The organism is Pseudomonas sp. TH21, from assembly GCF_016651025.1.
GTDB lineage: Bacteria > Pseudomonadota > Gammaproteobacteria > Pseudomonadales > Pseudomonadaceae > Aquipseudomonas > Aquipseudomonas aylmerensis.
Window position 1 is genome coordinate 4,975,266 of record NZ_JAEKEQ010000001.1, and the last position, 11,937, is coordinate 4,987,202.

An 11,937-nucleotide genomic window follows, 5' to 3' on the forward strand; every position below is an offset into this window, starting at 1 on the left:
CAAAAAAGCGACCCCGCAGGGTCGCTTTTTTCATGACATCAGACCGCCGGGTTGATCGGCGTTTCTGGATGCCAGGCGTCCAACAGCGCGCTTACTTCAACGCGAGTCAGCTCTGGGCGGGCCTTGAGCCACGCTTCAACGATTGCACGTTGCTCTTCGGTGACCGAACCACGAGTGGCTTTGCACACCAGACCGAAGTCATCGCCGCCGACGTAGTCCAGGCCATTGCCGTCCATCGCTTCGGTCAGGAATGCTTCGAGGAACGCGTCAACCGCTTCATCATCCAAACCTTCTTTGAAATCCAGGTTCAGTTCGAAACCCAGCTCTTGAAATTCATCAACGCACAGTTTTTTGCGCAGACGCCGGGAACGGTTAGTCGCCATTGGAACAATCCTCATAAGTAATAACGGGCGGCACTTTAGCAGTTTAAGGTGACGATTGCCCGACTCTCTGGGACAGGCGGCAAATTGCCGGTGAAAAAAACGCCGATTACCAGCTATCGTTCAGCTACAACTGGATCCACCTTGGGGCATAATGCCGACACTTTCATGACCATTGAGGGATTTTTCTTATTTACCCCTCGCCTTTTTCACCCTCCTCAGCAGTAGGGTTTTATTTCTTATGATCAAATCGTTGCGTTCAGTAGTGCTTGCCGGTTTTCTTCTGCCACTGGCCTTTTCCACCTCCGCTGCCCCGACCACCAACACCCTGCCCCCGAATGTCCAGCAGGCACTCGCCAAGGCCAAGCTGCAAAATACCGCACTGTCCCTGGTGATGATCCCCCTGAACGGCCCGGGCACCCCCACGGTCTTCAACGCCGATGTCTCGGTGAACCCGGCCTCCACCATGAAGCTGGTCACCACCTACGCGGCCCTGGAAATGCTCGGTCCCAACCATCAATGGAAGACCGAGTTCTACACCGACGGCACCCTCAGCGGTGGCGTGCTGCACGGCAACCTGTACCTCAAGGGCGGTGGCGACCCCAAGCTGAACATGGAAAAGCTCTGGCTGCTGATGCGCGACCTGCGCGCCAATGGCGTGCAGCAAGTCACCGGCGACCTGGTGCTGGACCGCAGCTTCTTCAACCAGCCGCAATTGCCCGAATTCAATGATGATGGCAACGACGAGAACAAGCCGTTCCTGGTCAAGCCCGACGCCCTGCTGGTCAACCTCAAGGCCCTGCGCTTCGTGACCCGCAACGATTCCGGCCGGGTACTGGTGTCGGTCGAGCCGCCGATTGCCAGCATCCGCATCGACAACCAGGTCAAGGTATCCAACGCCAAGCAGTGCACCGGCGACGTGCGCTACAACCCGGTTACCGCCGCAGATGGCAGCGTGACGGTCACCGTCAGCGGCCAACTGGCCGACGGCTGCAGTTCGCAGACCTACCTGTCACTGCTGGACCACGCGACCTACACCGCCGGCGCGGTGCGGGCGATCTGGCAGGAACTGGGCGGCACCATTCAGGGCCGTGACATCCAGGCACCGGTGCCCAAGGATGCCAAGGTCCTCGCCCGTGCGTTTTCGCCGGACCTGGCGGAGATCATCCGCGACATCAACAAATACAGTAACAACACCATGGCCCAGCAGTTGTTCCTGAGCCTGGGCGCGCAGTTTCGCAACGACGCCGACGGCGACGATGCCAAGGCCGCGCAACGCGTCGTGCGCCAATGGCTGGCGAAGAAAGGCATCACCGCGCCGCACCTGGTGATGGAGAACGGTTCCGGCCTGTCACGGGCCGAACGCGTCAGCGCCCGCGAGATGGCCGCCATGCTGCAAGCCGCGTGGAAAAGCCCCTACGCCGCGGAGTACATCAGCTCGCTGCCGATTGCCGGCACCGACGGCACCATGCGTAAACGCTTGAAGACCACCGCCATGCGCGGCGAAGCCCACGTCAAGACCGGCACCCTGAACACCGTGCGGGCCATCGCCGGCTTCAGCCGCGACAACAACGGCAACACCTGGGCAGTGGTGGCGATCCTCAACGATCCGAAGCCTTGGGGCGCTTCGTCGGTGCTGGATCAAGTACTGCTGGACCTGTATCGCCAGCCGAAACTGGCGGCGCCCGCACCGGTGCTCTAGACCGCGCAACAAGCGCGCTTGCCCGCGCTCGGCACTATCAGTCGCTGTACCCGGTGGCTGATAGACCGCTGTCGCGGGCAAGCCCGCTGCCACACGTCTCGACTCGATCCCTGCCGGCCTGCTTGGCCACATACACCGCCGAGTCGGCACGCAACAGCAACCCATCGATACCTTCATCGACCCGCCAACTGGCCACGCCAAAACTGGCGGTAACGATGCCCACCGGCGCCATCGGCGCATTGCGCAGCGATTGCCACAACTCCAGCGCCAAGCTGTAAGCCTGCTCGCCCTGGGTGTTGGGGCACAGCACCATGAATTCCTCGCCCCCCAGGCGGCAGAACACATCGCTGCGGCGCAGGCGCTGGCTGATGCGTTTGCACAATTCCTGCAGCACCCCGTCGCCCACCGCATGCCCATGCTGATCGTTGATGCGCTTGAAGTGGTCGACATCGAGCATGATCACCGACAACGCCCCTGTAGCGCGGTTGAGCCTGACCATCTCGGCCTTGAGGCGATCCTGGAAGTAGCGTCGGTTGTGAATCCCGGTGAGGGAATCGGTGATGGACAGCGCGCGCAGTTCCTCTTCTACCCGCTTGAGATCGGAAATATCCGACACGTAGCCATGCCACAGCGTACCGCCGCTGGGTAATTCTTCTGGCGTGGCTTCGCCGCGAATCCAGCGCAGGCCGCGTTGTGGCAACAGCACCCGGTACTCTTCGCGCCAATGGCTCAACTGCAACGCCGACAGGCGAATCGAGGTGCGCACGCGCTCCGCATCCAGCGGATGGATCCGCTCGAAGACCTTCGTCGCATCCTGCTGCAACACGCCAGGCTCGATCTCATAGATGTCGCGCATGCCGTCGCTGGCGTAGATGAATTTCCAATTGTCCTGCGGCTCCAGGGTGAACTGGAAGATGCCGCCGGGCACATGCGCGCTGAGCTTCTTGAGCAGCCGGTCGCGCGCAGCGAGTGCCTCATAGGCGCGCTTCTGCTCGGTCACGTCGAGGTAAATGGCCAGGTGGCCGATCCACAGGCCATGGTCATCCAGCAGCACGGTGGCCAACATGTTCACGGTCAATGGGCTGCCGTCCTCGCGCAGCAATGTCCACTCGCGGGCTTCGTGCAGGTTGTCGGGGCTTTCCACCAGCATCGCCTGGCTCGCCGGGATGCGCTTGCCCAACATCACGCTCAAACTGCTGGCGCGCGCTTCCAGTTCCGAGGCCAGGTGCAGGCTTTCGAGGGTGTGCGTGCCCATGACCTGGTCGGCCTTGAACCCCAGCATCTGCTCGGCTCCGGCGTTAAAGGTGTTGATCACCCCGCGCAGGTCGGTGGCGATGATCGCAACCTGGGTGGCGGCATTCAGCACGCTGCGCAATTGACCGTGGGCCCCGCGCAGCTCCTGCTCGCGCTGGCGCAACTGCACGGTACGTTGCTCCACCAGTTTCAACGCGCGCTGGCGCTGGCTCACCAGTACATAGAGCAGGCTGCTGAGCAGCAGGCTGAGCAAGCCGCCCATGCTCAGGATCGTCGTCAGTGAAGAATGGTTGGCCTGGTCGAACACCTGGCTCGGGCGCAGGCTCAAGGCGTACACGTGATCGCCCAGGGTCAGGCGGCGCGCGCCGATGAGGTCGCTGCTGCCCACGGCATTCTCGGACTCGAAAAGCACGCGCTTTTGCACATCGGAGGTATCGACAATCTGCATCACCAGATTGTCGCGGTCCGGCTTGGGCAACCCATCGGCGACCAGCTGGCGCATGCTGATCACCGCCATCACGTAGCCGTAGGGCTCATTCTGCGACTGCCCGGAAGTCGCCGGGGTGCTCACCGGCGCCACCAGCAATACCCCGGTTGAGTAGCCCGGTTCTACACCGACCAACTGCATCGGTTGCGACACTGCCAGCTTGCCACTCGATTGCGCACGCTCAAGCGCCGAGCGCCGCAGCGGTTGGGCCAGCAGGTCAAAACCCAACGGTGCGCCCAACAGGCTTTGAGTCTGGCTGTAGAGCACCGGCACGTATTCGTCGCGCTCGGGCGCCGGGGCCAACTCGCCGGCCGAATTCAACTCACGGATAACAAACGGGGTACCGCGCAGGCGCGACACCTCTTGTTCAAATTGCCGGCGCTGCTTGCGAAATACCCGCGGCGCCCAGGAATAGGCACGGGCGCGCAACAACAAGGGCTGGGCGAAACCGTCGAACTCATCGCGGGACACATCATCGGAATTGACGAAGAACCGCCGCAGGCTGTTCAGGCGCTGCTCCTGGTCTTCGAAGCGCTCCTGCAGACGCGTATACCGTTCGTTGACCAGCAACTGAAAGCGCTGGCGCACCTGTTGCTGATAGAGATCGGAAGCCGCCCAGGCGACGATTGCGGTCAGCGCGAACCCTGCCAATAACACCACCAACGCCACCAGCCAAGCCGATGCCTGCTCACTGATAAAGCCTAGGATTTTCGGGCGGACGGCGTTCAACGGCATAGGCAACACTCACAACGCCAGTGTGCGGGGGTGTCACTTTGGCTAGGCGTTAAGTTATAGCTACGGGACCGGTATTTGACCAGCATAAAAAAGCCGCAAGTCCCGAATATTCAAGGCTTGCGGCTTTTTGGTGCAACCATCAGCGAGCGGTGATTTTCCACGCCCGATGGATCTTCGCATTACGCGCAAAATCCGGGTCGATGGTCTTGTCGCTGATTTCCTCGACCGCGTAGCGTTCGCTGAGGTTGTCCTCGAGCTGGAACTTGCGGAAGTTGTTCGAGAAGTACAGCACGCCACCCGGTGCCAGGCGGGCCATGGCCAGGTCGAGCAACTGCACGTGGTCACGCTGCACGTCGAAGATGCCTTCCATGCGCTTGGAGTTGGAGAAGGTCGGCGGGTCGATGAAGATCAGGTCGAACTCATCGCGGCTGGCCTCCAGCCACGCCATCACATCACCCTGCTCCAGGCGGTTCTTGTCGGAAAAACCGTTGAGCGAGAAATTGCGACGAGCCCAATCCAGGTAGGTCTTGGACAGGTCGACGCTGGTGGTGCTGCGCGCGCCGCCCTTGGCAGCGTGCACACTGGCGGTGGCGGTGTAGCAGTACAGATTGAGGAAGCGCTTGCCGGCCGCTTCCTTCTGGATACGCATGCGCATCGGGCGGTGGTCGAGGAACAGGCCAGTGTCCAGGTAGTCGGTGAGGTTGACCAGCAGCTTCACGCCGCCTTCGCTGACCTCGGTGAACTTGCCCTGGGCGCTTTGGCGCTCGTACTGCTTGGTGCCGCTCTGACGCTCGCGACGCTTGACCACCACGCGGCTCTTGTCGATGTTCAGCGCCTGGGGAATCGCGGCCAGGGCATCGAACATGCGCGCCGAGGCTTTTTCCGGGTCGATGGACTTCGGCGCGGCGTATTCCTGCACGTGCACCCAGTCGTGGTACAGGTCGATGGCCATCGAGTATTCCGGCATGTCGGCGTCGTACACCCGATAGCAATCCACGCCTTCACGCTTGGCCCACTTGCCCAGCAGCTTGAGGTTTTTCTGCAGGCGGTTGGCGAACATCTGCCCGCCTTCGCTCAGGCGCGCCTGCTCGACCACAGGGGCCGGGGCCGGCTTGATCGGGTTACCGTTCTTGTTGTACTGGCGCTCTTGCGGCTCGGCCGGGGCCTGGTCGTAGGCGGCTTGCTCACGCTCGGCCTGGCGCTGTTCCGGGGTACGGCGCTCGCCAGTGACGAACTGATCCGGATTGACTTTGATCAGCAGCAATTTGCACGGCAAGGCGCCGTTCCAGAACGAGTACTGCTTGTGGCTGCGGATGCCCATGCGCTTGCCGAGGTCCGGCGCGCCGGTGAACACTGCCGCCTCCCACCCCATGCACGCCTGGCGCAGACGCTCGCCGAGGTTCTGGTAGAGGTACAGCAGGCTGGCTTCGTCACCCAGGCGCTCGCCGTACGGCGGGTTGCAGATCACCAGGCCTTTCTGGTGCTGGTCCGGACGCGGCTCGAAGGTGCCGACTTCGCCCTGGTACACCTTGATCCAGTGGCTGAGACCGGCGCGCTCGATGTTGTTGCGCGCAGGCTGGATCAGGCGTGGGTCGGCTTCATAGCCACGCACCCACAACGGCGGCTTGTTCATGCCGATGGCCGCACGTTCGGCAGCTTCGGCGTGCAGTTTTTTCCACAGCGCCGGGACGTGACCGAGCCAGGTGGTGAAACCCCACAGCTCGCGGTTCAGGTTGGGCGCCATGTCGGCGGCGATCATTGCGCCTTCCACCAGGAAGGTACCCACGCCGCACATCGGGTCCGTCAACGCGCCGCCTTCGGCAGCAATACGCGGCCAGCCTGCACGGATCAGGATCGCAGCGGCCAGGTTTTCCTTCAACGGCGCGGCGCCCTGCTGCAGGCGATAGCCGCGCTGGTGCAAGCTGTGGCCGGAGAGGTCGAGGGACAGGATGGCTTCGCCACGGTCCAGGCGCAGGTGGATGCGCAGGTCCGGGTTGATCTTGTCGATGGACGGACGTTCGCCGGTCGGGGTGCGCAGCTTGTCGACGATCGCATCCTTGACCTTGAGGGCGCCGAAGTGCGTGTTGTCGATGCCCGAGCCGTGGCCGCTGAACTCCACGGCCAGGGTGCCGTCCGGGACCATGTGGTCGGCCCATTCGATATCCAGCACGCCGTGGTAGAGGTCCTCGGCGTCCTTCATCGGGAAGCGCTTGAGCACCAGCAGCACGCGGTTAGCGAGGCGCGACCAGAGGCACAGGCGGTAGGCGGTTTCCATGTCGGCCATGCCGCGCACGGCCGAGGTGTGCTCGCGGGCTTCCTCAAGGCCAAGCCCGACGGCTTCCTCGATCAGCAGGCCTTCGAGGCCCTTGGGGCAAGTGAGGAAGAGTTCAAAACGGTCCGACATGGGCATTCCAGGCTTTTCAGCAATAAATGAACGGGCGACGCATCGCCGGTTCGGTTTTCAATCAAGCACTTTTCTTGAAGAGTGCTCGCGTGGCACGAATGTGCCGTCCCACCCCGTCTGACGGGCGCTTGAGCCTTTATCGACGGGGCAGAGAGAAGTTTCCAAACAACAAAGCAGTAACAAAACGAAATATTCCGACCCTTCGTCGAATAATAACCGACTGCAACGAGCGGGCATTCTCACTAAAGGATTAAACCTGTCCTCTTTGCAGGGTGCATCATAGCTGGCTTTGCCGAATAAATGGGGCGAAAAGCCAGCCCAGCTTATGGCTATAGCATCGTTATCGTTACGTGCTTATGACAAAACGATCATTGAATCCATGTGACCTATTGGTTAGAACTCAACACAGGTTGGCGCCGTAACGACGCCGACACATAGGCTCGCCACGCCGGCAGCGAGCCCACCAACGGCAGAAAAACTCTGCCCGGCCTCGGACGAGGCCGAAGGATATCTAGACAGTCAACAAGTGAGGGAAACACCCTATGAGAAGACTTAAGCGTGATCCGTTGGAAAGAGCATTTTTACGCGGATATCAATATGGCGTTCATGGCAAATCCCGTGAGCTTTGCCCATTTACTCTACCGTCGGTACGCCAAGCCTGGATCAACGGCTGGCGAGAAGGACGTGGCGACAACTGGGACGGTATGACTGGCACTGCGGGCATCCACAGACTCAACGAACTTCACGCCGTCGGCTAATCAAGGGCTTTTAATTCCGACATCACCACGAATACGCAAAGACTTAACCACGCACGCCCTATCCAGGCGGCGGGCTTCGGCCCAGGGGGCTCCTTTTGAGGAGCCCTTTTTTATTCTCGCGAACAGGCTTTCCGCGTGTTGGGTTGCGCGGCAGGCCCGGACACCGGGCGCTGCATCTCTGGGCTTATTGGGGCTGCTGCGCAGCCCAACGCGGGGCAAGCCCGCTCGCCACAATGGCGTCCACCGACTCACGGATCAGCGCCGGGCCTTTATAGATGAAGCCCGAGTAGAGTTGCACCAGGCTTGCGCCGGCGGCGATTTTCTCGGCCGCGTGTTTGCCTTCGGTAATACCGCCTACCGCGATGATCGGCAGGCGCCCCGCCAGCTCGGCAGCCAGCACCTTGACGATGTGCGTGCTCTTGTCACGCACCGGCGCACCCGACAAGCCGCCCGCCTCATCCCCATGGGCCAGGCCTTCGACACCGACACGGCTCAAGGTGGTGTTGGTCGCGATTACCGCGTCCATGCCTGAATCAACCAGGGCCTGGGCCACCAGCACGGTTTCTTCATCGCTCATGTCCGGGGCAATCTTGATTGCCAACGGCACGCGCTTGCCATGACGCACGGCCAGGTCTTCCTGGCGCTGACGCAGGGCTTCGAGCAGTTGCTTGAGCGAGTCACCAAACTGCAGGCTGCGCAGGCCCGGGGTGTTGGGCGAACTGACGTTGACGGTGACATAGCTGGCGTGGGCGTAGACCTTGTCCAGGCAGATCAGGTAATCATCGACCGCGCGTTCTACCGGGGTATCGAAGTTCTTGCCGATATTGATCCCCAGGATGCCCTTGTACTTCGCCGCTTGAACTCGCGACAGCAGATGATCGACACCGAGGTTGTTGAAGCCCATGCGGTTGATGATTGCCTCAGCTTCCGGCAGGCGGAAAATTCGGGGCTTGGGGTTACCTGGCTGAGGCCGTGGGGTCACAGTGCCGATTTCGACAAAGCCGAAACCCAACTGTGCAAAGCCATCGATGGCGGCGCCGTTCTTGTCCAGGCCAGCAGCCAATCCGACCGGATTGGGGAACTCCAGGCCCATCACCGAGACCGGCATTTTCGCCGGAGCCTTGCATACCAGGCCATTGAGCCCCAGACGCCCACCGGCACCGATCAAGTCCAGCGACAGATCGTGGGAGGTTTCCGGGGAGAGTTTGAACAACAGCTGGCGGGCCAGGGTATACATGGGCGGGCTAGACTCGGATGGCGGCGAAAGGTGGCGCCGATTATAGCCGGGGTGACGGGCTACGCGCGAGGCATGCCGCCCAAACATCAATAGCGCTGCGTGACCAGGGCTTCATAACGCGTCCAGATTTTTTCCGCATAGCGCAGGCGCAATGCCTCGCGCTGCGGTCCGGGCCCGGGTCCCACGTTGTAGGAACCCACGGCTGTCCAGTTGTAGCCAAAGCGCTGGATAAACTCGGCAAGAATCGAAGCCCCCACCTCGACTGACAGGCATGGCTCACTCAACAAGCGCTCCTCGGTAATCCCCTGTTTGAGCAAGCGAGGCAAATGGATGCTGTTGATCTGCATCAGCCCGATATCCCGAGTGCCATTACGGTTGGCAGGGCTGATTACGTCCGCACGGTAACCCGATTCCACGTCGGCGATAGCCTGCAGCAATTCCGGCTCGATACCATAACGACTGGCCGTTTCTTCCCAGCAATAGGCGAGGGCCCGATGGCTGCTCATCAACAGGCCGAGCAGCAAGCCCTTGATGCACAACCTAAGCATGTTTTATCCGCTCATGCCCTGACTGCACAGGGCTGACTTGACCGCAGGCCGAGCACACCTGCTCCATCCCGCCTGGAGCTTGCGCCTCAAGCCTGACCGGACAGGTGAAGCGGTACCCGCGACCGTAGATCGTCTTGATGAATCCCTTGTCGGCCCCCAGGTATTTGCGCAGTGAATAAATGCAGCGGGTCAGCGACTCCTCGGCCACCTCTCCCTGGGGCCATGCCAGTTCCAACAAGCGATCCTTGGTCATCAACACGCCGCCGGAAGCCAGCAGCAGGCGCAAAACGTGCCACTCCTTTGGCGGCAACTGAACATCCGCGTGCTCGCCAGTCAGACGACCATCGCCGTGCAGGGTCCATTGAGCGAAAACCAGGGGAGTCCTCGTCAATTGATTACCCACGACGGCCATACCTACCTCGGCATTCAACAGCTGACATTCAAGTCCCTATTTCCAGTAATGGCGCCTACGCCCACGGCACGACTATAAAAACCTGCCTCATGGCTAACGCTAGGAAAAAGCCCGTACATTCCGCGATTTTCCTAACCTCCACGTCAGACATTTCTCTATCCCGTCCAACCAGGCGCCCATTCCTGGTACACCTCATGCAGCTCCACCCCCAACCTGTCCTCCAATTGCACCAATTCGCCCAAGGCCAGTAACTGGCCGTTAACCCGTACTTCCACGCAGTGAATGATCTCGGGCGCCAAGGGCAACACCTTCCCTGGGGCGAACGCTGCCAGGCGCCTGCGGCTGATCAGTTGTTCCTGCAGTAGGATTTCCAGATGCATGGGGTAACGCCTTATTCATGGTGAGATATCACGACCCGGGCGCACAAAAGCACGTCGCACACGCTCGTATTGCGACGCCGTCAACGAAGGTGGCCCGACACCCCCTGCCAGCGTCTTCACCTCGCTGCCCACGGCCTGCGCCTGAATGACAAACAGGCGTACTTCGGCCCTGCGCATCGGCCCCGTACCACGCCCCTGCTCCCTGGTATCGCGGCGAAACACGCCCAGCCACAACCGTTTGCCTGGCTCGACACGCACCACACTGCCCACGCCCACTTGCCCGACCGCAGTGGGCCTGGCGTGCCGTCCGGCTTCGGTCATCGGGCGGCCGTCCTCAATGTCGATGAGCATCTCGATCTGGTTGGCCTCGGCAAAACGTGGCAAGACACTGACCTGGGTGGCGTAACGCACCGGTTTCCAGCTCGCCTCTTCCTCACCGGGGGCCGGCAGGTAGAACGTGTAGTTGTCCTGGAACACTGCCGGCACATTCTCCTGGGTCATCATCACCGGCAACGTCACCACCCTCGCCCGCCGTTTACGCTCCAGCGCCGCGATGTGCGCCATCAAGCGGTTATCATCCGAGGGCTTCAGGAGTTGAGTGGTCATTGGCCTGGCGTTGTCATCCCCGGCCAGGCCGAGCTTTTTCAATTCATCCTGGTCGACGTCCACCAGCCACAGCGAAACCTCGATCGACCGCTTGGGCAGGTCCAGCTCCGCCACCAGTGCCTGGATGAAGCTCACCTGCGCAGGCTTGCCCTTGATCAGCAGGCTGTTGGTATCCGGGTACGCGATGACGGCAAGGCTCTTGTCTGCCAGTGCCCCCTTCAGCTCACTGGACAGCACGGACTCGATCATCGACGCCATCCCCGGCACGGTGACGGGCCGGTCGCTGGAGCCGTACTGCCGGTCCGCCACCGCACTGTTGAGCACCTGGACCACGCCGAATGCCTGGGTCCCCACACGCAGGTCAGCCCTTTGCCGATCCATCATCCGGGCCAGGTGCAGCACGTGGTCGACATAGCTCGGTGGTCCGGACACATAGAATGTCCGCCCACCACTCGCGCGCAGCGGATAGCGTGACTCGTCGAGACCCGAGCGGCGCATCAGGGCGCGCAGCCTGTCGATGGAAATGTGCCGTAACGTCACCGCGGAGCTTTTGGCCTCGCCAGCGTCATAGACGTACAGCACTTGCCCGTCGCTGTACCAGATCAGCCCCTGCTGCAACGCAAGCGCCTCCAGGGTCTGCTGGGGTACATCGAGGTCGAGCACCCCGCTGAAACGTTTGCGCGCGACCTCGCGGCTGACGACGATGGGCAGGCCTAAAGGCAACGACAGCGCGGTAAACACGGTATGCAGGCTGTCATCCTGCGCCTGGTAGTGCTCGCCCCAGGCAACCACATTGGCCAGCATCAGTGCGGCCAACAGGAGCCAGCGGCAACACCGGAGGCGTGGAATCGTTGCGGGAAAGTCAGCGTGCACCGTGGGGGTTCCTGGGTGGGCCTGGCATTGAGATTGCGGCCATACTGAAAGCCAGGCCGGTTTCAATCTTGATGGAAAGTTGACGGCAGACTGCGCCTGCCAGCCCGTGGCATGTGCCTTGCTTGGAACTCTGTATCAGAGCGCACACCAATGGTGGAGTG

The 11,937-nt window shown here is 61.5% G+C and carries 10 protein-coding genes; 2 read left to right on the top strand and 8 right to left on the bottom strand.

Going from position 1 to position 11,937, the window contains the following annotated elements; genetic code table 11:
* Positions 1–38: 38 nt before the first annotated feature.
* The gene (locus JFU04_RS21880) at positions 39–383 is read right to left on the bottom strand and encodes a YggL family protein (protein WP_106802951.1); all 345 of its coding nucleotides are present in this window, start codon (positions 381–383) and stop codon (positions 39–41) included.
* Positions 384–621: 238 nt separating this feature from the next.
* Here JFU04_RS21880 and dacB point away from each other — a divergent pair, with 238 nt between their 5' ends.
* Positions 622–2,082 (top strand): D-alanyl-D-alanine carboxypeptidase/D-alanyl-D-alanine endopeptidase, encoded by a 1,461-nt coding sequence (gene dacB / locus JFU04_RS21885; RefSeq protein ID WP_106802950.1) that lies wholly within the window; start codon positions 622–624, stop codon positions 2,080–2,082.
* Between the two features lie 37 nt (positions 2,083–2,119).
* Here the strand turns inward: dacB and JFU04_RS21890 are convergent, their stop codons facing one another.
* Both JFU04_RS21890 and rlmKL read right to left on the bottom strand, forming a co-directional pair.
* On the bottom strand, positions 2,120–4,558 hold the full coding sequence (locus JFU04_RS21890; protein WP_201145704.1) for a sensor domain-containing diguanylate cyclase: 2,439 nt from the start codon (positions 4,556–4,558) through the stop codon (positions 2,120–2,122).
* 139 nt (positions 4,559–4,697) lie between these two features.
* A complete protein-coding gene (rlmKL, locus tag JFU04_RS21895) occupies positions 4,698–6,962 on the bottom strand; it encodes a bifunctional 23S rRNA (guanine(2069)-N(7))-methyltransferase RlmK/23S rRNA (guanine(2445)-N(2))-methyltransferase RlmL (RefSeq protein WP_065909542.1) in 2,265 nt (754 codons plus the stop codon).
* Between the two features lie 542 nt (positions 6,963–7,504).
* Here rlmKL and rmf point away from each other — a divergent pair.
* Positions 7,505–7,720, top strand: coding sequence for a ribosome modulation factor (gene rmf / locus JFU04_RS21900; RefSeq protein ID WP_002553055.1), 216 nt, complete (start codon positions 7,505–7,507; stop codon positions 7,718–7,720).
* Positions 7,721–7,904: 184 nt separating this feature from the next.
* Here rmf and JFU04_RS21905 read toward each other — a convergent pair whose 3' ends face one another.
* The 5 genes from JFU04_RS21905 to sctC all read right to left on the bottom strand — a co-directional run bounded on the left by JFU04_RS21905 (position 7,905) and on the right by sctC (position 11,776).
* Entirely contained in the window at positions 7,905–8,957 is a 1,053-nt protein-coding gene (locus JFU04_RS21905) for a quinone-dependent dihydroorotate dehydrogenase (protein WP_065909540.1), read from the bottom strand.
* A gap of 86 nt (positions 8,958–9,043) precedes the next feature.
* A complete protein-coding gene (locus JFU04_RS21910; RefSeq protein ID WP_065909539.1) occupies positions 9,044–9,505 on the bottom strand; it encodes a transglycosylase SLT domain-containing protein in 462 nt (153 codons plus the stop codon).
* Positions 9,498–9,917 (bottom strand): winged helix-turn-helix domain-containing protein, encoded by a 420-nt coding sequence (locus JFU04_RS21915; protein WP_065909538.1) that lies wholly within the window; start codon positions 9,915–9,917, stop codon positions 9,498–9,500. Before JFU04_RS21915 ends, JFU04_RS21910 begins: the two co-directional genes overlap by 8 nt.
* Before the next feature lie 155 nt (positions 9,918–10,072).
* Entirely contained in the window at positions 10,073–10,297 is a 225-nt protein-coding gene (locus tag JFU04_RS21920) for a FliM/FliN family flagellar motor switch protein (protein ID WP_065909536.1), read from the bottom strand.
* Between the two features lie 15 nt (positions 10,298–10,312).
* Positions 10,313–11,776, bottom strand: a complete 1,464-nt coding sequence (gene sctC, locus JFU04_RS21925) for a type III secretion system outer membrane ring subunit SctC (protein WP_446739688.1) — start codon at positions 11,774–11,776, stop codon at positions 10,313–10,315.
* Positions 11,777–11,937 lie beyond the last annotated feature (161 nt).